22 protein-coding genes and 1 pseudogene are annotated in these 22,011 nt (G+C 39.3%); 3 read left to right on the top strand and 20 right to left on the bottom strand.

Annotated elements, in window-relative coordinates:
- Positions 1-169 precede the first annotated feature (169 nt).
- Complete coding sequence (locus tag NXG62_RS02035) at positions 170-1,285, top strand: MFS transporter (RefSeq protein WP_427113362.1); 1,116 nt, start codon at positions 170-172, stop codon at positions 1,283-1,285.
- A gap of 550 nt (positions 1,286-1,835) precedes the next feature.
- Here NXG62_RS02035 and NXG62_RS02030 read toward each other — a convergent pair.
- The 6 genes and pseudogenes from NXG62_RS02030 to NXG62_RS02005 all read right to left on the bottom strand — a co-directional run bounded on the left by NXG62_RS02030 (position 1,836) and on the right by NXG62_RS02005 (position 5,804).
- Positions 1,836-2,024 (bottom strand): hypothetical protein, encoded by a 189-nt coding sequence (locus NXG62_RS02030; RefSeq protein ID WP_427113361.1) that lies wholly within the window; start codon positions 2,022-2,024, stop codon positions 1,836-1,838.
- A 19-nt stretch (positions 2,025-2,043) separates the two neighbouring features.
- A complete protein-coding gene (locus NXG62_RS02025) occupies positions 2,044-2,628 on the bottom strand; it encodes a helix-turn-helix domain-containing protein (protein WP_322351587.1) in 585 nt (194 codons plus the stop codon).
- A gap of 182 nt (positions 2,629-2,810) precedes the next feature.
- A pseudogene (locus NXG62_RS02020) lies at positions 2,811-3,137 on the bottom strand (recombinase family protein); the annotation flags it as partial.
- A 193-nt stretch (positions 3,138-3,330) separates the two neighbouring features.
- On the bottom strand, positions 3,331-3,669 hold the full coding sequence (locus tag NXG62_RS02015; RefSeq protein WP_427113360.1) for a cupin domain-containing protein: 339 nt from the start codon (positions 3,667-3,669) through the stop codon (positions 3,331-3,333).
- 65 nt (positions 3,670-3,734) lie between these two features.
- Positions 3,735-4,304, bottom strand: a complete 570-nt coding sequence (locus NXG62_RS02010) for a GrpB family protein (protein ID WP_427113359.1) — start codon at positions 4,302-4,304, stop codon at positions 3,735-3,737.
- Between the two features lie 594 nt (positions 4,305-4,898).
- On the bottom strand, positions 4,899-5,804 hold the full coding sequence (locus NXG62_RS02005) for an AraC family transcriptional regulator (RefSeq protein ID WP_427113358.1): 906 nt from the start codon (positions 5,802-5,804) through the stop codon (positions 4,899-4,901).
- A gap of 157 nt (positions 5,805-5,961) precedes the next feature.
- Between NXG62_RS02005 and NXG62_RS02000 the strand changes: the two genes are divergently transcribed.
- Positions 5,962-6,681: an SDR family NAD(P)-dependent oxidoreductase gene (locus NXG62_RS02000; protein ID WP_427113357.1), complete on the top strand. Its 720-nt coding sequence runs from the start codon at positions 5,962-5,964 to the stop codon at positions 6,679-6,681.
- A gap of 137 nt (positions 6,682-6,818) precedes the next feature.
- On the opposite strand, the gene NXG62_RS01995 is transcribed toward NXG62_RS02000, so the two are convergent.
- From NXG62_RS01995 to NXG62_RS01975, 5 genes are all read right to left on the bottom strand, one after another.
- Positions 6,819-7,148, bottom strand: a complete 330-nt coding sequence (locus NXG62_RS01995; protein ID WP_427114301.1) for a transposase — start codon at positions 7,146-7,148, stop codon at positions 6,819-6,821.
- Positions 7,149-7,165: 17 nt separating this feature from the next.
- Positions 7,166-7,399, bottom strand: coding sequence for a transposase (locus NXG62_RS01990; protein WP_427113356.1), 234 nt, complete (start codon positions 7,397-7,399; stop codon positions 7,166-7,168).
- Between the two features lie 143 nt (positions 7,400-7,542).
- The gene (locus NXG62_RS01985; protein WP_427113355.1) at positions 7,543-8,439 is read right to left on the bottom strand and encodes a dihydrodipicolinate synthase family protein; all 897 of its coding nucleotides are present in this window, start codon (positions 8,437-8,439) and stop codon (positions 7,543-7,545) included.
- Between the two features lie 85 nt (positions 8,440-8,524).
- Positions 8,525-9,358: an MFS transporter gene (locus tag NXG62_RS01980; RefSeq protein ID WP_427113354.1), complete on the bottom strand. Its 834-nt coding sequence runs from the start codon at positions 9,356-9,358 to the stop codon at positions 8,525-8,527.
- Positions 9,355-9,732, bottom strand: coding sequence for a MerR family transcriptional regulator (locus tag NXG62_RS01975; protein WP_427113353.1), 378 nt, complete (start codon positions 9,730-9,732; stop codon positions 9,355-9,357). Before NXG62_RS01975 ends, NXG62_RS01980 begins: the two co-directional genes overlap by 4 nt.
- 84 nt (positions 9,733-9,816) lie before the next feature.
- On the opposite strand from NXG62_RS01975, the gene NXG62_RS01970 reads away from it, so the two are divergent.
- Complete coding sequence (locus tag NXG62_RS01970) at positions 9,817-10,197, top strand: carboxymuconolactone decarboxylase family protein (protein ID WP_427113352.1); 381 nt, start codon at positions 9,817-9,819, stop codon at positions 10,195-10,197.
- A gap of 523 nt (positions 10,198-10,720) precedes the next feature.
- Here the strand turns inward: NXG62_RS01970 and NXG62_RS01965 are convergent.
- The 9 genes from NXG62_RS01965 to NXG62_RS01925 all read right to left on the bottom strand — a co-directional run bounded on the left by NXG62_RS01965 (position 10,721) and on the right by NXG62_RS01925 (position 21,971).
- Positions 10,721-14,155, bottom strand: coding sequence for a pyruvate carboxylase (locus NXG62_RS01965; RefSeq protein ID WP_427113351.1), 3,435 nt, complete (start codon positions 14,153-14,155; stop codon positions 10,721-10,723).
- A 203-nt stretch (positions 14,156-14,358) separates the two neighbouring features.
- Positions 14,359-15,918, bottom strand: coding sequence for a citrate lyase subunit alpha (gene citF, locus NXG62_RS01960; protein WP_427113350.1), 1,560 nt, complete (start codon positions 15,916-15,918; stop codon positions 14,359-14,361).
- 4 nt (positions 15,919-15,922) lie between these two features.
- Positions 15,923-16,834 carry an aldolase/citrate lyase family protein gene (locus NXG62_RS01955; protein WP_427113349.1) on the bottom strand — a complete coding sequence of 304 codons (912 nt, stop codon included), beginning with the start codon at positions 16,832-16,834 and terminating at the stop codon, positions 15,923-15,925.
- Positions 16,835-17,110 carry a citrate lyase acyl carrier protein gene (gene citD, locus NXG62_RS01950; RefSeq protein ID WP_427113348.1) on the bottom strand — a complete coding sequence of 92 codons (276 nt, stop codon included), beginning with the start codon at positions 17,108-17,110 and terminating at the stop codon, positions 16,835-16,837.
- A 55-nt stretch (positions 17,111-17,165) separates the two neighbouring features.
- On the bottom strand, positions 17,166-18,515 hold the full coding sequence (locus NXG62_RS01945; protein ID WP_427113347.1) for a 2-hydroxycarboxylate transporter family protein: 1,350 nt from the start codon (positions 18,513-18,515) through the stop codon (positions 17,166-17,168).
- A gap of 559 nt (positions 18,516-19,074) precedes the next feature.
- The gene (locus NXG62_RS01940) at positions 19,075-19,935 is read right to left on the bottom strand and encodes a LysR family transcriptional regulator (RefSeq protein ID WP_427113346.1); all 861 of its coding nucleotides are present in this window, start codon (positions 19,933-19,935) and stop codon (positions 19,075-19,077) included.
- 302 nt (positions 19,936-20,237) lie between these two features.
- A complete protein-coding gene (locus NXG62_RS01935) occupies positions 20,238-21,158 on the bottom strand; it encodes a LysR family transcriptional regulator (protein ID WP_427113345.1) in 921 nt (306 codons plus the stop codon).
- 148 nt (positions 21,159-21,306) lie between these two features.
- On the bottom strand, positions 21,307-21,633 hold the full coding sequence (locus tag NXG62_RS01930; protein WP_427113344.1) for a pyridoxamine 5'-phosphate oxidase family protein: 327 nt from the start codon (positions 21,631-21,633) through the stop codon (positions 21,307-21,309).
- 44 nt (positions 21,634-21,677) lie between these two features.
- On the bottom strand, positions 21,678-21,971 hold the full coding sequence (locus NXG62_RS01925; RefSeq protein WP_427113343.1) for a hypothetical protein: 294 nt from the start codon (positions 21,969-21,971) through the stop codon (positions 21,678-21,680).
- Positions 21,972-22,011 lie beyond the last annotated feature (40 nt).

Raw genomic sequence — 22,011 nt, 5'->3', positions numbered from 1 at the left:
CGTTTAGTTTATAATAGTGTTAAATACAAAACTAAACGTATAGTATTTGTATTTAACACTATTATAAACTAAACAAAGGAAGGGATTCTTCTATGATGAATGTTCACCCCGAAATAAAAAAACTCCTCGTTGGATTACATTCCTATTAGCTGTTTCATGTGGAGTTATTGTGGCAAATCTTTATTATACTCAACCCTTAGTTGGCCCTATCAGCACAGATACACACCTTCCCCTTGCCTCAGCCGGTTTCATCGTAACGCTGACCCAAATCGGTTACGTTTTAGGTTTACTGTTTATTGTGCCGCTCAGCGATCTCGTGGAAAATCGGCGACTGGTTTTAGCAGCATTAGCTGTCGTTATTTGCGCATTGGTTGCGGCATATCTGGCACATACGGCGTTGTTTTTTCTTGTTTCAGCCCTGTTGATTGGCCTGGGTTCAGTGGCAACACAAATCCTAGTCCCCTACGCAGCCCACCTGGCAACCGAAAAACAGCGCGGTCAAGTTGTGGGAAATGTGATGAGTGGTCTCTTATTGGGAATCATGCTTGCTCGACCTGTTGCAAGTATGATTACAGATTTTTTTGGATGGAGGGTCGTTTTTGCTTTATCGGCTATTATTACCACTATCTTAGCAGTATTATTAGCTTGTATTCTTCCCAGGCGTTCCCCCATACCTACTATGAATTATGGTACGCTGCTCCGTTCCTTATGGAAACTGTTCAAAACAAAATCGGTTTTACGCCGCCGTTCCTTATATCAAGCTTGCTTATTCGGTGCCTTTAGTCTGTTTTGGACAGTCGTCCCTTTATGGCTAACCCATCACTTCCACTTATCACAACAAGGTATTGCCTTATTCGCTTTTGCTGGTGTGGCTGGGGCCATAGCGGCTCCTATTGCGGGAAGACTAGCCGACAGGGGCTGGACAAAACCATTGACAGGTATGGCTATTGGGATTGCAACTCTGGCATTTGTGATTACACATATATTTGAAGATAATCCAGCTCTATCATTGATTATGTTTGTCATCGCAGCAATTACGCTGGATATGGCAGTATCCGGCAACCTTGTCCTCGGTCAACGCGCAGTTTATGCACTGGGAAGCGACATCCGCGGACGGGTAAACGGCATATTCATGGCAGTGTTCTTTATCGGTGGAGCCATCGGTTCAGCAATAGGGGGCTGGGCCTATGCATATGGCAGTTGGTGGTTCACATCTATTCTAGGCATGGCAATACCGTTGGCAGCCTTATTATATTATTTCACCGAACGAACAGCGGCGTCCTGATAGATACAACTTCTAACCGAAATGGGATTTATACCATGTTCTCCAGCTGAGGTCAATTGATTCTTTGGCCTTGTCTCGGTCATGTCTGAGCGAACTTCATTGACCATTGCCTCCAACAAAGGTTTCGATGAATGAGTTGACTTCATGGATGTGAAAATGTCCCGACAATCAGAATTTGACTTGTTTGTAAAGTTTATCGCGTATTTTACCATGGTTATATAAAACAGGCACTCTGCAATGTATGCAAAGCGCCTGTTTTCTTATATTACCAATGTATGCGCTTATACTAGCCTGATTTTATTATTGAATTTTCTACATTCTGATGTATTTTACGTAATCGGGCGTTGACATAAGTTGCATATTTAGCTTTGATTTTGTTTTTTCCGACACATAATTTTGTGTTGCCATTTCATATCCTGACTGCGCAACAATTTGCAGATATTTATTTACAACTGTTTTAATTTTTTCATCCTTGCTTTTTAAAAGTCTGCCACAGTTACGATAAATCTCAATGGTAGGATTGCAGGAAGAAAATACTACTTTCATAGTTTTAAAATTGTTGTCTCCTGGAAAACCACAATTTGAAATTACCACAACAGTACATAATATTTTTATCAATTAAAAATACATTTTCCGTACTAGCATTGGCTCTTTTTGCGCCATTTAAAAACGATTCTGCAATCACATTTGTGTTGCTATTTACTCCAGCAGGGCTCCCATTAAATACTATAAATTTCATTTGATTCTCCTTTTTTCGACTAAACCAACTGGTAAAATAATCCATGTTCCGTACAGTACCAAATCAACATTCCATGCCCTCTTTTGTGAATACGAACATTTAAGTCCCATTCTGGATATTGCTTGATTAAATAAATGCTCCCTCCCGTAACAAAAGCCACAAAAGAAATGTAATGCATTTTTGTCATAGGGTGTAAACTTGTGATATTCCAATCGTCTTCTATAACTTGAACCGATAATTTTTCATTTAGAACCGCTTTTTTCATTACCTGAGCCGTTAGCTTTTTCCCGCAACATGAAATTTCTGCTTTACCAGTACAAAGTGAAATGTTGTGGCATATCGGACAAACATAATAGGTTGTGTTCTTCATATTACCTCCTACAAAATCATTTGGTGTTATATCACCGATCAATAATTTTTGTGTATCAACTCCGAGAATATCAGAAAGTTCTGGAATGAGCGAAATATCCGGACATCCCAAACCACGTTCCCACTTGGAAACGGTTTTGTCACTAATATTCATTCTGTCTGCAAGTTGTTTTTGTGTCATACTGCAAGCTTGACGTAAAGTACGAATGATATTTCCAACTTTAGTATTTTGCATTTTTTACATCCTCCATGCAATAAATTATATAAAAATTTTATCTCTTATACAATAAACGCTCCGTAGAGTTTGGATTGTTATCCATGGTATTCTCATAGCACTAATTTGTCATATTTCGTCAAATCATATCACACTACTTCCAATGATTATATAAAACGGGTACTCTGCAACAGCCTGTTAGTTTACATCTGTATCATATCCCAATAAATTATAGGTCGAAAAAACAGTAATCCTTTTTTTACACCACTCAATAAATGACCATGTAATGGCCGCACTTTTTGTCCTGATTCTCCTTGCGCAACTAAGCCGATAACACCAGAAATCAATTCACCGTTGGTTTCAATGGTATTCAGGTTCTCTGTTTCGAAACATACACCAGCCGGAGGATTTAAACCTTTAATTCTTCTGACAACATCTAAACAATCGAGTGTATTACGAGTAAACCTACTGATACTTTTGGTCAAAATAAGATCAATTTTACCAGCCTCGCAATCAGCTATCATATGTTGAAATCCGAATCGTCCCCTGAATTTTTAGGCGTTCTTCAATAATTATCATCTCCCTTCCGGTATACTACCTAATTATTTATAGAATTACACGTTGATGAAAATATTACATAATTAAACAGGAACAAGATGCCCTACAACCGATATTGTAAAGTATCTTGTTCCTGTTTACTAATATTACAATTTTTTTATTTAACTAAATAATACGTCTACTACCAAATGCACGAATAATCCTTGTTTCAGCCTTGCATTTGCCGCCTTGTACAGATTCTTGCGGAATAAACAATTCATCACCGGAATGCAAAACAGTTTCTTCTCCACTAATGGTAATAACATATTCACCAGACAAACAAACCATATATCCATTATAATCATGCTGGTGCTCTTTGGATATTCTATCAGCCATACATGTCCAGAAAGTCATTTGGCTTCCATCTGCTGCTGTATAATAGCAGCCTTGAATATCCGGTGTATTTTGCTGCTGCATCGGAACTTTATTCATAGGTCTTGTCATAAATTCAGGAAATTTATTCATAATCTTCTCCGCAATAATAGAACTTTAAATTTCAAACCCTTTTTTAATATTACCGATATCACCACTCAGCGATATCTATTCTTATATAACGCTTCGGCTTGTTCCGTATATTTTACAATGAAATCTGTTTTCGCATCTGTATACGCATCCCGATTATATTCATATTTTTTCCACAACTCAAGTTTTAATTTTTCATATTTTTTTGCAATGCTTACATTCTCAATAAGATAATCCCTAAAATAAAGCTCAGCATTATCGCCTTCATAGCTTATATGCAAATGATATACTTTTTCTGCAAACCCATTTATCGTGTATCCTTTGTTTAAAGAAATCCTGTTTTCACTTTTATTCATGCAAAGGTATCCCTTGTTAACCAAAATATTTGCTATGTATTGCAAATCATATTCATTAATCACTTCGATAAGGATATCAACAGTAGGCTTTGCCCATATCGTATTGATTGAAGTACTTCCAATGTGACTAATCCTTTTAATCGCATTAGACGGCAATATAGCTTGAAGTATGGCAAGCTCCTCTTTATACCAAGTTTCCCAGCATTCATTATGTTCTTCCAAACGTATAGGAAATAATTGCCATAATTCTTCTAAATTCATATCAGATAATTTTCTAGTCATACAGTCCTTCCTAAATTGACGGTTAACATCCAACCTGCTCACTCGCAAAGCCATTTTTCCACAAAACATCCAACTTATACACTCATGAGCCCTTTATCCAATCCACCGTTTAAACTATCAAAAAACAGCTTTCGTCGATATGTTCCTATGGAATGATGAAACTCTGATTTTCTGTTTCTCATTTTTAATATCAAAATTGTGAGAACCGCTTATTTACTACACTTTCCAGCGTTTTTACTTTCCAATCCTAGACATCAAACATACGCACTCGGTCGTAGGTTGCTACCAATCGCGCTGCGCCTATGGCTTGCGTTCTTGGGCAACCCTGACATGGGTAGTGCCAGTTGCTCCCTGCGTCACTTTCAGCTCCTTGCGAACAAGGCCACTGCCTCAACGTATGTTTTGATAGACAGATAATACTAGTACGCGAAATAGGCGTTTCACCTACTAGCTTCACCCCACTTTTGAAATTCATAGACAAGTACTCTGACAAAATTTATTTCGTACTATATCAATTGTTTTTAGTCTATATTTTACGTATTATATTTTAACTATCTTTATCGTGAAGATAAATGTATAGTATTGTGAAAACTCTCAAAATAATTGACGGATATCACCCGCCTTTTTGATTAACATAACGTCTCTTAATGGCGAATTACCAAACATACGCGAGTACTCTCGGCTAAATTGTGATGCACTATTGTATCCAACCCTAAATGCTGAACTCTCGGCTGTTTCACCTTCTATTATCATAAGGCGTCTTGCTTCCATCAGACGAAGACGCTTTTGATATTGAATCGGACTCATGGCAGTTGCTTCTTTAAATGCTTTAAAAAAGGCAGAACGGCTCATATTTGCAGTTTTTGCTAAGTAAGATATATCCATCTCCTCACTGAGTTTGGTTCTTAGCATATAGATTACCTGAGATACTTTATACATTTTACTTCCAGATCGAACAAATTGCCGAATTGCGGATCCATCTGGTCCTTTTAAAAGATAATAAAACATTTCTTTGGTAACTAAAGGCCCTAATATGGGAGCATCTTCGGGAACTTGAAAAAGCTTCCCTAACCGAATTGCAGCATCAAGCATTTTATCGCTCGCTTCTCCAATAAACATTGCATGCTGAGGTTTTCCAGTTTCATTTGGAAAATCTTTTTCAATTTGAGCTGCAATTTCGTTTAAAGTTATTGAATCAAAAATTACTTTAATACATAGAAACGGTTGCGCTGGTGTGACCGCAAAAAGACGACTAGAAACAGGTAACTCAACGGGAGTGGCAATATAATAAGCTCCATCATATCGATAAACTTCACTATCTAACATAATTTCAGTACACCCTTGGGCTACGACACATAAGGATGCATGCCAACGTTGCCAGCGGCAATCCAAATGTGAGAATTTTACGCAATAAGTATTGGGAACAGGCATCTTATGTACACCATCGCCCGGAACAGCAAGAGTGATTATTTTTGCTAATTTATATCGTAAGTCTGTCATAAAACCTCCAATAGTATGATCACAGTTTATGTTCATTATAAGTTGTTTTGGACTATTAGGCAAGAAATATAGACGTTTGAGAATTTTCACAATAAAATTGCAATGGTATACTTAATTAACAATTATACTTAAAACAAAATAAAGGAGGTTGAATGCAATGACATCAACTGTTTTAAATCAAAAGAAACCTGCGATTCTCCTCGTGGCGGCTTCACGTGGTTTAGGCCTTGCTATGACGGAGGAATTTCTAAAAAAAGGTTGGAATGTGATAGGTACGACGCGAGCAGAATCAGATCGTACAAAGCTGATTGCTCTTTCGAACAAATTTCAAGGGCAATTGGAAGTAGAAACGCTGGATATTTGCAAGCAGGATCAGGTGATAGCATTAAGGGAACGTTTGTCTGACAGAACATTTGATATACTGTTTGTTAATGCTGGAACCACGAACAGCAACGAAATGGCAATGGTCGGAGAGGTGACGACCGATGAGTTCATTCATGTTATGGTCACAAATGCATTGAGCCCAATGCGAGTGGTTGAGTCCTTTCAGGATATTGTTTCAACAACTGGCTTAATCGGTATAATGTCATCAGGTCAAGGGAGCGTTGCCAACAATATCACAGGAATGCGTGAAGTCTATCGTGGAAGCAAGGCCGCTTTAAACCAATTTATGAGGAGTTATGCCGCCCGCGAGCCTAAATCTTCACGTGCGATGGTGCTGATGGCTCCTGGCTGGGTTCGTACGGAACTTGGGGGGCCAAATGCACGCCTTAGTATTGAAGAAAGTGTTCCAAGTTTAGTAAATGTTCTTTTAAAAAAGCAAGGACATGCTGGATTAGAATATTTGGATTATCTTGGTCATACTGTTCCGTGGTAATAATAACAGCCAACTTCTATTGCAATTCATCTCTTTTAGGAGGAGATGATGTTAGTGAGAGGGCGCGCCAAATTCTCCATATAGCGGTGCAAAATAGTAAGAACGTACGAGTCAGCGGCGATATCGTTGACTCGTTTTCAATATAACAATAAGGGCATGCCCCTGTCAATCAATCCGGTATCTGATCTGCAAAATACACCAATGGCAATATACACGGCTTTCTTGATGATTTGTCCTTCACTGCAGACATGGTAATGAATCGCATCCAAAAATACAACGGCATACAGATTTTCCAATGGCCGTTGTTGCCATTCTTTGGCAACGGGAAGTATTTTATCCGTAATACGGCTGATGGTGGTATCCGATACCTCTAATCCATACATATCCTGAATATGTGCTTCCATATCACGAGTTGTCATGCCCTTAGCATACATCGATATAATCTTTTCTTCTACGTCGTGGCTGATACTGGTTTGATTCTTTTTCAGGGGCTATTCCCATTGCGACTGTTGCTTGTATCCTTATTTTTGTAGTCATATTTGCTATACCCTAATTCATCATCCAGTTCAGCATCTAATCCATTTTCCATAAATTCAGCAATCGTATCTTTGAATAAATTTTGGATATCGTCCATACTGATAATGTTGCTCATTTGCAACAATTCACGAATTTTGGTACGATGTTCCATTTCTTCTAGACTGCGTTTTCTTTTTACCATAATAAAAATCTCCGTACGATGTAATTTTATTTTACACCACACGAAGGTTTACACAAAATTTGGGATTGCTCCCTTTTATAAATCAATTCCATGCAAAAAAAGAACTCTCGAAGTTGCACGCTCGGGAGTTCTTCATATATTGTTTATTTTGTACGCCACAGTTCATTTGCCACAGCATCCAGATGTTTCTTTTCTTCGGCAGTCAATGAGGACAGCGGTACCTTGCAGTTTTCCTGCATAGGCCACCCCATTTCCTTTAAAGCCCATTTCATGACCGGATTGAAGGTCGGATACGCTTCATAAAATTTCATGCGCTTATCTATCTGCCGCTGAATCTTACGGATAGCCACCAGATCTTCATTACGCAGTGCCTCGGCCGCACTGTGACACATATCCGGATATACATTGGACAAGGCGCCAATGCAGCCATTGCCGCCGGAAATAACGGAGGGAATACAGTTATTATCATATCCGGTGAATACCATAAAATCCGGATATTGACCTTTGATTTCCTGAATATACCGCTGCGTATGACGCAGTACGGGATGCGTATCCTTTACGCCGATAAAATTCGTATGCTTTGCCAGCAGGCGCAATATCGTTTCTCCTGAAACGTCATACCCCGTGCGGTCTGCAAAATTGTAAAGGAAAATATTACCATGAATTTGTCCCATCACATCATCATAATACTGGAACACATTTTCCTGCGTACAGGCACTGTAATATGGTCCGACAATAATAACGGCATCAGCACCGGCATCAATCACCGCATTGGACAAGCTGATCGTTTCGGACTTTGCCATATGGCCCGTACCAGCTAAAACAAATCCCCGGCCAGCAATGTATTTTACAGCATCTGCAATCATCTCCTTGATTTCATCATACGTAAAGGCATAAAATTCGCCGGCGCTGCCGCCAACCAAAATACCATCAATGCCAGCGCCTAAAATTTGATCATAAAACGTATGCATGTCTTCATAGTTTACAGTTCCGTCAATATTGACAGAGGTCAGAATCGGGCAAAAATATTTACAATCCATTGTTATTCACCTTTCTCTTTCTTATAAAATATAGTGATTAGTGAATAATATATTAACATTATTCAAAAATTACTTAATAAATATTTTATACCTCAATAGGCTTGATATCTTTTAATACAAACAAATACATAAAAGCTCCCACTACACAAAGCGCTCCCGATACCCCTAATGCAGGAATAAACGAACCGGTAGAAGAAATAATAAAACCTGTAATAATAGGACCTAAAATACCACCAAAATTTGCAATGCAGTTTTGTATTCCTCCCAAGACAGAAGTCATATTTTGAGGCGCTATATCTCCTGGCAAACACCAAATAGCACTCCCGGCAAAAGATAAGCCTGCATATGAAATACACAATAACACCATTAATATGGTATTACTAGAAGACAAGCCAGCAAACGCAATAGTTGTTGCTAATATCATTCCACCTACCAAATTTGTTTTTCTTGCTATGTCCAATGATTTCGTTCGTTTATATGTGTAGTCAAGCAACCAGCCACCGAACCACTCTGATAAAATCCCCGTCAAGGGCGGCAGCATAGCCATCCATCCCATTGCCGCAAATGATAAGCCTCGCTCTTGCACCAAATACATGGGAAACCATGTGACAAAAAAATAAATAGAGTAATTTAATGTGAAAAAACCAATACATATTGCAATTACATTCCTATATTTGAATAATTCATACCATTTCATGGGTTGAACCGCATCCATAGTATGCACTCTTTTTTGCCCATTCTGAGAGAAAATCAAAAGCAATATTTGACATACTCCGCCCCCCTTAACCATCTTAAAATCGATATACATCCAACCTATGTCAATCTCAAATAATTCACAAAACATCCAAATCGACCACACACCAGAGTATAACAACATCTTATCGTCACTCGCCATAAAGCAAGCAGCCAGCAAGCTCATTCTTCAACTTGCTGGTTGCCATTCTTTTCAATACCCGACTGATAATACTTTATTTTCTTCTCAAGATGCTCACGGCAATCATGCCACTTATTCTGCTGCTCAACGACATACTCTCGATGCGTTTCCAGCATTACCAATCTCTCAGACATCGTTGCATCACCTTCATAACGAAGCATAGCATATCGCTGTATATCTTTAAGTGGCATTCCGGTATCCTTTAGCCGTTCCAGGAACTGCACCCAAGCGATATCCTTTGCATCATAATCCCTATAGCCGTTGCCATCCCTTGCTACACGCAAAAGTTCTTTTTTCTCATAGTAACGTAGCGTTGATGCCGCTAACCCTGTTTCCTCCACCATTTTCTTAATATGCATAAATTCACCTCAAAATAATGCTTGCTTTAAACCAAGGTTTAAGCTGTATAGTTTGATTATAAACTTCAAAGGAGGACATTACAAATGGAAGAAACACGTTTTACTAAAGGTTCAGAACAGCTAGAGAAAATCGATGGCGCTGGTGGCGAGGCTATCATCAAGTCACTAGAGGATATTTCTCCAGACCTCGGCAAATTCATTGTTGAATTTGCTTTTGGTGACATCTACACGAGACCACTCCTAAATTTACAAGAGCGTGAGCTCATCACCATCACCAGCTTACTTACCGCCGGCGGCTGTGAACCACAACTTGAAGTACATATCAACGCCTCACTTCATGTCGGCATCTCACCGCAGAAAATCATCGAGACATTCTTGCAATGCATCCCTTATACTGGTTTTCCACGGGTACTCAATGCAGTATTCATTGCTAAAAAGATATTTCAGGAGAACAACCTGCTCTAAAATCCATATTTCTAAACGAGTCACACAACTACCTAGGCCGTTGTGTGACTCGTTTATTGTAAAATACCCTGTTCCTGTTTACTAAAATTACAATTTTTTGTTTAAATAAACAATACGTCTACCACCAAATGCATGAATAGACCTAGTCCCAACCTTGCATCTACCACCTTTCACAGTCCCTTTCGGAATAAACAATTCATTCCCCGCATACAAAACAGTTTCTGCTCCATTAATGGTGAACACAATTAAACTATGTATCTACAGTGCTAAATTATACCATTACATCTCGTAAAATTTATACATCGCAGCGTATGTCTTATTATATACTTCTAATAATTTATAAATTTCATCTTTTGTTAAACTGTTTGCTACTTGAAACGTCAAATTTTCAATTTTATTAACTAGATTAATAGTATCAGTAGGCAATTGTATATTTTTAACTTCCCATGTAATCTTAACTGTTCCAAAAATAACAGGAAATATAGCAATATATAACATATAATATTTTATACGATTTATCTTGTTATTCCTTTATTTCCAGCAAACAATCGCCGCTTAATATCGGCATGCCTTTTGATGCATAGATGGTTCCGACTGTCCCGTCAATCGGTGAGGTAATCGTCGTTTCCATCTTCATCGCTTCCGTCACGACCAGCGGGGCCCCCTTCTTGACAGCCTCTCCTTGGGATACCAGTACCTTCACTACTGAGCCGGACAAGGTGGCTCCGATATCTCCAGCCTTATCCGGGTCCGCCTTCTTGCGTGAGACATGCTGCATGTCTATCTGCTTGTCCATTATCTGGATTTCCCTTTCCGCGCCATTGAACATGAATGTGATGGTCCGCATCCCGCTGTCATCCGGATCGCTGATGTTCATCAGTTTGATGATTAGATCCTTCCCCGGTTCAATTTCCACCCGGATTTCTTCGTTCTTCTTCATCCCGAAGAAGAACGTCGGCGTATCCAGTACGCTCACATCCCCGTATTTCTGGATGAATTCATTATAATCCTGAAATACCTTCGGATACTGGCAGTACGCATTGACTGCTTCATCGTCATGCAGGTACCCCGCATCCTGCAGCTGCGTTCGCACCGCTGCAAAGTCCACGGGCGCCAGGTTCTTCCCCGGCCGGTCTTTCAGCGGTTCTTTTCCCTTTAGCACAATCTTCTGCAATGCTGCCGGGAAACCCTGATACGGAATCCCGATCCGCCCTTCGAAGAATTCCACCACGGACTGCGGGAAATCCAGCACATCGCCCTTCTGGAAGATGTCCTCTTCCGTCAGGTTATTCTGAATCATGAACAGCGTCATGTCTCCCACCACCTTGGACGACGGTGTTACTTTGATAATATCGCCGAACAGCATATTCACGCGATGATACATTTTTTTGACATCATTCCACTGTGCACCGAGGCCCACTGCTTTAGCCTGCTGGCGCAGGTTGGAAAATTGGCCGCCCGGCATTTCATGCATATATACTTCTGTATTCGGATACGGATCCGCCTTGTCTACTCCACGATAATACGGACGGACAGTCACCCAATACCGCGACATGGCTTCCATCGCTTCGACATCCAGCTGTGGCTGCCGCTCTTTACCGCTTAACGCATAGTATAGGCTGTTCATGCTCGGCTGGCTGGTCCCGTTGGCAAACGCAGAATATGCCACATCCACGATATCCACGCCCGCGTCGATAGCTCGTGCCAGCGAGTATATCGCATTGCCCGCACCTTCATGCGTATGGAGATGGATCGGCAGATCGACCGCATCTTTCAATGCCGTCACCAGTTGATAGGCCGCTTCCGGTTTCAGCAATCCCGCCATATCCTTGATTGCGATAATGTTCGCACCGGCCTTCTGCAATTCCTTTGCCATCGTGACATAGTACTGCAAGTTATATTTCGGCCGGGCCGGGTTCAGAATATCGCCGGTATAACAAAGTGCGACTTCGGCAATCTTTCCGTTTTCCCGAACTGCCTGAATAGCGCCGTACATGTTGTCCAGACTGTTCAAACTGTCAAAAATACGGAAGATGTCAATCCCGTTCTTGGCAGACAGTTCTACAAACTGTTTCACGACATTATCGGCATAGCTGGTATACCCGACGGCATTAGCGCCGCGGATCAGCATCTGCAGCAGAATATTCGGTGCTTTTTCCCGCATCTGGCGCAGCCGGTCCCACGGGTCTTCATGCAGGAAGCGGTAGGCTACGTCAAATGTTGCCCCGCCCCAGCATTCATACGAAAACATGTTTGGCTGTCTCTTGGATGCCGTTTCCAATACACGCAGCATGTCAATAGTACGAACACGCGTCGCAAACAGCGATTGATGCGCATCACGCATAGTCGTATCCGTCAATAATACTTTCTTTTGATCCAGTATCCATCGAGAGAATTTTTCCGGTCCCATGGAATCAAAAATCTGCTTGCTTCCCTTGGGATAATCATCGGCAGCTTTGTCCGGCATTTCCAGCGGTTCAAAGTCAGGCTTTGCCACCGGTCCTCCGGCTGTATATCCATTAATCGTCGTATTCCCAATATATTTCAGCAGCTTGGTGCCCCTGTCGTGAACAACCGGCAGGTTAAACAAGCCCGGATTATCATCAATAAATTCTACATTATATTCACCAGATACAAACTGCGGATGCTGCAGCACATTAATCAGGAATCCGATATTCGTCTTGACCCCGCGGATACGGAATTCCTTCAATTCGCGGATCATCTTCTGTACAGCGATATGGTGGCTTAACCCCCACGTAGTAGCTTTGACGAGCAGTGAATCATAGTACGGCGTGATCACAGCACCGGTATACGCATTGCCGCTGTCCAGCCGGACGCCGAATCCACCGCCGCTGCGGTATACCATCAATTTGCCGGAATCCGGCATGAAGTTATTCATCGGATCTTCCGTCGTAATACGGCACTGGATCGCATTGCCGCGGCACTGGACCGCATCCTGCGACGGGATACCGATTTCTTCACTGTCCAGTGCATATCCTTCCGCGACCTTGATCTGCGTCTGCACGATATCGATCCCCGTGATCATTTCCGTCACGGTGTGTTCTACCTGTACCCGCGGATTGACTTCGATAAAATAGAAATTATGATCCGGCGTAACCAGGAATTCCACTGTACCGGCGTTGACATACTTCACATTGTTCATGATCTGCAGCGCCGCATTGCAGAGGCTCTGCCGTACGGAAACAGGAAGCGAAAACGCCGGTGCGATTTCAACCACCTTCTGATGCCGCCGCTGTACGGAACAGTCCCGTTCAAACAAGTGGACCACGTGGCCGTGCTCATCCCCGATAATCTGCACTTCGACATGCTTGGGGTGCACAAGACATTTTTCGATATAGATTTCATCACTGCCAAAGGCGAGCCTGGCTTCCGATTTGGCCCGGTCATACGCCTCCTTCAGGTCGAAGGCCTTGTCCACCATGCGCATCCCGCGGCCGCCCCCGCCGTTGACAGCCTTCAGCATAATCGGGAAGCCATAGTCTTTGGCAAACTGTTCGACCTCGGCAAAATCCTGTACCGGTCCGTCACTGCCGGGAATGTACCGGATTCCCGCCCGCTTCGCCTGGATGCGGGCGTTGACCTTATCGCCAAACATCACCAGATGCTCCACCTTCGGTCCGATAAAGATGATGCCTTCCTCTTGGCAGCGTTTGGCCAGCTCGGCATTTTCCGCCAGGAAGCCGTAGCCGGGATGGATCGCGTCCGCATGATGTTCCTTTGCAATCCGGATCACGTCTTCAATATCCAGATAGGCATCGACCGGCTTTTTCCCTTCGCCCACCAAATACGATTCATCCGCACGAAATCGATGGGTGGACAACGAATCTTCTTTCGAATAAATGGCAATGGTACGAATACCCAATTCATTACATGCCCGAAAAATACGAATCGCAATTTCTCCTCGGTTTGCGACTAACACCGAATGAATTTTTTGCATTCAATATTCCTCCTTGTATTATGTATTATATTATTGACATAAAAATAGTGGTTTTGAATAAAGCGTCTATTAATATCTTTTCAGTTTTTAAATTCATGGTATCATCGAAAATATCAGCTAAAAAACAGCAGAATTATTCCTTATTCAAAATAATCCTGCTGTTCCAAACTATAAATTTATATCTTTCAGGATATTTTTTCAAACTAATCCAGTATCGGTTTGCGGATGACATCGAGGATACTGCCATCCCGGTATTCCACCACCGCGACGATATCCTGATCATCTTGAGAAACTTCGATTTTGTCAGGTTTCCCGACGAACCCATACGCCATCTCCTGCAGTTCCTGTATAGTCTTAAGCGGCAGCTGCGTATGCTGTAAGCGTTCCAACAGATCTTTCCGTTTCGGATTGATCGCAATCCCGCGGTCCGTCACGATGGCATCAATGCTGTCCCCCGGCGTCACCACCGTTTGGACATGATCCCGGATCATCGGGAGCCGTCCCCGAATCAACGGACACATAATGATGGTCAATTTAGCACCAGCTGCTGCATCGCTGTGTCCCCCGGATGCTCCCATACATATGCCGTTGGAATCCGTAATAGCATTAACGTTAAAGTCGAGATCAACTTCAGTTGCCGAAAGGAATACAACGTCTAAATAATTTACAATCGGGCTGGAATTCCAAGGATTTGCGTACATAGAAGCAGACATTTCCATATGACGCGGATTAACAGCTAAAGAGTGAATAGCTGGAATATCAAACGTCTGCGCATCGTATGCAGCTTCAAATAAACCATTTTTTAACATGTCTGCAAAAATACCTGTAATACCGCCAACACCAAAACTACCTTTAATTTCTTTATCTTCCATTTTTTCTCGTACATATTGGCAAGCAGCTAACGAAGCACCTCCCCCTCCCATTTGCATCGAAAAGCCATTTTTTAAATAACCACTTTTTTCCATCAGTTCAACCGCATACTTAGCTAAGATTAATTGAGTCGGGTTCTTTGTAACACGAATGACTCCAGAAGCAATTCCCTTAGGATCGCCAATTGCATCAACTACAACAATATAATCGACACAAGATTGAGGCACACTATATGGAAATACCGATTCTTTCACAAGATTATCCGTAATTACAACAACGTTATCTGCATATGCGGTATCAATCATGACATACCCCATCGAACCAAATGCAGACTTACCTATTCTTCCCGTACAGTTACCACGATAATCACAAGTCGGTACTCCCATAAAAGCTACATCAATATGAAGTTCGCCAGTTTCAATAGCACGGGCACGTCCACCATGAGATCTGATGATAACCGGTTTTTTCAGTGCTGTCGGATGAGCACTAAGAAATTTCCCCAATTCACCACGTAATCCACTAGTTTCCAACGCCGTAATCGTTCCATTTTTAATATATTCAATCAAAAAATCTTGGCATGGAGATAAGGAGCTCGATGCAATAGTTATATCTTTAATACCTTTTGACGCAATGCGTTCAACAACCATTTTCATAATGAAATCACCATTTCGTAAATGATGGTGAAACGAAATAGTCATACCATCTTTCAATCCGGTTTTTTCAATTGCTTCATCAATAGATGACAAAATTTTATTTGCCTGAGGAATATTGAAACGAATTTTACGAGGAATGTTCATTTGTGAAGGGATATAAGCAAATTCACCTTTGTATAACTTAATTTCATTAAAACCTTTTATTCTATCTGGTATTTCACGTCCCAATACATTTTTCATGTTTTCAAGCCCTCTTTTCTTCAATATCAACACCGGCAGCTATAGCCTGATCAATTATACGTTGTGCATGAACAACAATAGGTTTATCAATCATTTTTCCATCAACAGCCAGTACCCCTTTATTGTTTGTAAGAGATGCATGAAACGCGTCCATAATTTTTAATGCCTTGCCAATTTGTTTATCTGTCGGAGTATATATTTTGTGTACTACACCAATTTGTTTCGGATGAATGCAAGACTTACCATCAAATCCCATATCGCGAGATCTGGTAACTTCCTCACGAAAACCATCCATATCGACAATATCAGTAAAAACGGTATCAAAACATTGAATTCCCGCATCACGAGCAGCCATTAATATTTGTTCACGGCAATAGTACAATTCAATACCGGACGATGTCCGGTTGGTCTTGATATTGGCAAGAAAATCTGCCGCGCCTAAAGCAATGGCAACCATTCTAGGATGTTTGCACATTTCTCGAACATTATATAACCCCTTAACACTTTCAATAGCACCAATAATATTAATGGTTCCTTCAGGCCAACCGTTCTCTTTTTCAACTTTCTCAATTTCATTGGCAACTAATTCAATTTCACTAATATCTTCAACTTTCGGTAACCGAATAAGCTGTGGTTTAGCAGGTAAAATGACTTTTAAATCATCCATACCAAATGGTGTTTGTGTCGGATGATTAATACGAACAACAGTTTCTGATCGAAATGATAATGTTTTTAGAGCATGTGCTACAAGTACCCGTGCTGTATCTTTTTCTGTAACCGCAATCGCGTCTTCAACATCAAAGATTAAACTATCGGCACCATATGTATCTGCTGCATTAATCATTTTAGGACTATTAGCCGGTACAAACATCATTGTCCGACGAAGTCTGCTTTTCGCTTTTTCATTATGTAACATTTACTTCATCCCCCGTTCTAATGCACTTTCAACACGGGCTTTAAGAGTATAATCCCAAGCTCCCTTATCCACAACATCTACAATAATATCTGTAAAACCTTTTGCTATAATAGTGTCTTGAATCACTTTTTCCATATGTTTACCATACTGGTGTTTCACATTTGATGTAAGATGAACAATGATACCTGTTCCAGGAGCACTTGAATTAACTGTAACTAATGCATCCTGTTTTTCATTAAAGCCAGCCGAAGCTGATTTAGATAATACTTGTCCCACTTTTATAAGCCTCCTCAATACAAAAAACATTATACAGTTGTACTCTATTGTTGAACTAGTTTCCTACTAAAATCCGCATTAAAGCAATAGCAAGAGTAACATTAACCACACCGCCAATACGGGTTGATACTTGTGCAAACGGCATCAACTCCAACCGTTTTCCAGCAGTCAAAATAGCAACATCCCCCGTGCTTCCCTGTCCGCTATGGCAAGCAACAACCATAGATGCTTCAACCGGATTCATGTTCATGGCTTTGCCAACAAACCACGCCGTAGCAATTAATGAAGCAACCGTACAAACAATAACTATTAAATATAAAGGGTTAGTAAAAACATCAACAAGATTTTTCCAGGGAGTCATCGCTACCCCAACACCCAGCAAGAGAGGCGGGGTCAAAAGAACAATAAAGCGAAATAATGCATGAGCTCCTTCTTCAATATATGGTGGAATTAATCCAACTGCTTTTAAAACAACGACTCCGATTAACATCACAATAGGTGCAGGCAAACCTATAACAGAATCAATCCACATACCACCAATATAGAGCGAAAAAGCAAAAAAACTAACATTAAGAAACTTTTCTATATCAAAAGGTATCTCTTTTTTAGTTTTTGCGCTTTCTGTAGCTGCTTTTAGAATTTCATCATCTCCAGTTTTTAAAAGATTACCGTGACCTGTAAATTCCGGATGTTTTTCTCCCAATATATTCAACCCACCGGAAATAATAATAGCAGTTAAACTGCCAATCATAACACATGGCAGAACCGACGCAAATATAGTATTTTGTTCTTGCGCCAATATAGAAGAATATCCCATTGAAAGAGGAAGAGCTCCTTCACCAACACCACCAGCCAAAATAGGAATAACAATAAAGAAAAATGTTTGATACCAACCGATACCCAATAAGACTCCTATAACCGTTCCAAGAGCCATAGCAACAATTGTGCCTGCAATTAACGGTACAAACATTTTTAGAAAAGCCTTGATTAAAACTTGTCGATTCATACTGCAAATACTACCAACAACTATACAAGCAATAAAAAAGTAAAGAAAGTTACTTTGTTTCATGAATGTTCCTATAGAAGTAATCGCTACCTGCGGTATCATATGTACATATACTAAATATGATGGTAAAAAAGTTGCCATAATAACAGTACCGCCGACATATTTCAAAAAAGGTATACGATTACCAAGTTCGGCGCAAACATAGCCATATAAAGCCAATAATGTAATACCACCGATAATTCCTGATGGTTGAATTCCCCTATTAATTGTTAAAAACATACAAAGTAACATAAATAAATAAATTTTCATTGGCACAATATTAATCTTAAAGTTGAGAAATTTAGACACAAACGAAGTTTTGGAAAGTAATTCCGGCTGTTCAATTTTCAAATTACTCATAATGTCATCCTCCTTAACAAAGATGGTAGTGTAAAGTAATTAAAAAACATTCATAAGTCTTCGATTTAAATTAACTTTAATAACGAAAAAACGCCAAAAGTCGCATAAGATATTCTCGGAAAACTCTTATGCCGATTCTTCTTCTGTTGATTTGTAATTTTTTAGGGGAATATTTTAATTTTATAAAATGATTTACACTACCTTAACCATATAAAATTTATAGCTTTTTAAATTATTTTCCTTTACACCTCCCGGTTATTATAGTCACAGCCTAAGTTGGCTATGCTGTAGAAAAATATTCCTGTTTAGAAAACACTTTTCTATTGTTAACAATAGTTTCTCCATAATGTAGAGTAAACAATAGTATTGTAGAGCTAACTTTTTAAGAATGATTTTACTCAATTAAATTGTAAAGTATTGTAAAAACATTGTAAAATACGATATTTTTATCATCTTTAATAACTAAATATTATCTTTAATATAACAATATCGCTTTATGTATTTCAAAAATGATATTTTATTATAATGTATGTCATTGAGATTATAAATTCAAAAATTATTAAAAAGGAAAGTGTTTGATAAAATCAATAAATATTTTCGCAATACGCAAACTCACCACTTCTGATTGATATATCAAATATGTTTTATGCAAAATAGTATGTCCATATTTATCATGAAGATTATACACATAAAGATTATCAATATTTTGTACAGTCCTATATGGCACAATACCATATCCCAAATCAGCCTTGATCATTTCCACACATGTTGATAATTGATTGACTCTCATCGTTATCCAAGGAGCTTTATTAAAATGTTCCCCCCACCATTTATCAATATGTATCTTTGTTAATAAGTCCGTCATATAATCAATTCGCGGCATAAATGGAAGATTTTCCAATTGAAACCTTTGTCTGGAAACAACACAAAGCGGCTCTTCATACAAAACATATCGTTCAACACAACCACCATAATCAAAACTAACAAAGCCAATATGGATACGCTGCTTTTTTATCAATTCAAACATATCTTGACTCCACGTGGTCACAACATTAAAGTCAATGCTAGGATATAAAATCTTAAATTGTTGTAAAACATGCGGCATGGTATACATTGTAAAGTTCCTAGATGCCCCTAAATATAAAGTGCCTTTTGTGTTAGAACTCAGATTAAGAACTTGTTCTTTGATTTTATATGTTTTAGCTAACATTTTTGTTGCCGAATAAGCAAGATATGTCCCTTCCGTTGTAAATGAAATACCTTTCTTATTACGATTCACAATAGTAACTCCAAAATAATCTTCTATTTGCTGCAATCGTACTGTTAATGCTGGCTGAGATATAAATAAAGTTTGTGCTGCTTTAGTAATATTTTTTTCTTTATATAAAACAGCTAAAATCTGCCAATCTCGATTATCCAAGTTTATTACCTCCATTACAAAAACAATCGTTCAAAAATATTTTTCCGCATTGCTGTATATTTGCTTTTATTTTACAGTATAACAGTAAAGGTATATATATTTAATTTAATGCTGGTGTTTGAAAAATATTGTCATAATAAAAACAGAACATTCGAAGAATAAATAGCATGTCATTTTCTATATGTGAAATTTGCATTTTCTAAAACATCAAAAAACAGGCAGCACGGTAAAAATACCACGGCACCTGTTTCCCACATACTCTAAACTTCCCGTATTTTTGTTTATAAATGTCCCTTTGATTATTAAAACGGGAATTGTTTTACAAAATCAAGGAATATACTCGCAATACGTAAATTCATTACTTCCGGATGATATAATAAATAGGTTGTACGCAAAATACCATGACCAGATTTATCTTGCAGATTATACACATGAATACCATCAATATCTCGTAGAATTCTATACGGGACAATTCCATATCCCAAATTAGCTTTGATCATTTCTAGACATGTTGCTAGCTTATCTACTCTCATTGTTATCCATGGAGGTTTAGTAAAATATGTTCTCCACCATTTGTCAATTTGCATTTTAATAAGTAAATCGGTATCATAATCAATACGCGGCATAGAGGGAATATCTTGCAGCCTAAATTGTTGCATTGATGCAATGCAAATCGGTTCCTCATACAAAATATACCGTTCAGAAGAACCACCATAGTCAGAACTCGCAAATCCAATATGAATATCCTGATGATTCATCAATCGAAATATCTCTCTGCTCCATGTCGTCACAACATCAAAATCAATATCCGGATATAAAGCTTTAAATTGTTTTAAAACACGAGGCATTGTAAACATCGTAAAATATCCAGAAGCACCTATACGTAAAACGCCCTTCATATTAGTGCCTAAATTGGATACCTGTTCCTTAATTTCATGTATTCTCTCCAACATTTTTGTTGCTGAGTGAGCCAGATATGCACCCTCCGTTGTAAATGAAACTCCTTTTCGATTGCGATTGACAATAGTAACATCAAAATAATCTTCCATTTGGTGCAACCGTACTGTTAATGCCGGTTGAGAAATAAATAAAGTCTGTGCCGTTTTAGTAATATTTTTCTCTTTATATAAAACAGCCAAAATTTGCCAATCCCGATTATCCAAGCTTCTCACCACCATTTTCCAGAAACGATGAAAAACAACAATATCTTTAATATTCTTCATGTAATACATTACAAAACTTATGGCTTGATTTTTATAACGATAGCTAATTTATATATTTATTATACTACAAAGTAATCCAAAGAAACTGTAATTAAATATATTTTTTGACCTTGATCGCATATAAAGTGAGTATCAAAGAAATTCATGCTCAACGATTTGCCTTGCCGGTAAGATGCTCAATGTTTATTTTGATCACTTTTGTTTTTGCGCCTGCCCTTTTAATATATTCTTTCCCTTGTTTCATATACCGGCTCGAATACTTATTCAGCAAGGCCAAAAGTGCTTCATTTTTTTTATCGTCAACCACCTCAACGGCATTTCCAAAAACTATTGCACTTTCATACTTTGTAGTAAACGCACTCGGTAAGACCATCGCGTGACCGACAACACAAAAAAGAATCCTGTTATTAAACCTGATATTATCCAGCTTATTCCCTTCTTGTGTTTTGTCAAAAAAATTTCCGAAAAAAATCATATAGCTTCCCGGTTTTTATCATCAAGAATTCCCGGGAATTATCATCAACCTGTTTTAGCTGTTTGACGCATCAATGCATGGGTCATTCGGTAGCCGGTCGTGGGTATCCAACCCAACTGCAGTAATTTTTTTACATATCCGTTTATTTTACGTTCCCGATTCACTTGATTGTAATAGTCGGCTCCTAACTCTATAAAGGGATGGTCTTCTTTTAACATGTGGTATATGGCAATCAGCATGGAATGCGCTACGGCAACTGTTGCACGATTTTTTCCGCGGCGTACCACGATTCGCTGATGTTGTGCATAGAAATACGTGGTGGGCTGTTTTACTGCCACTGTAGCACACTGTGTAGTGGTCAAGCATTTTTGTAACACT

The organism is Megasphaera sueciensis (assembly GCF_050219315.1).
Taxonomy (GTDB): domain Bacteria; phylum Bacillota; class Negativicutes; order Veillonellales; family Megasphaeraceae; genus Megasphaera_A; species Megasphaera_A sueciensis.
This window is presented reverse-complemented; position numbering and strand designations above follow the sequence as displayed.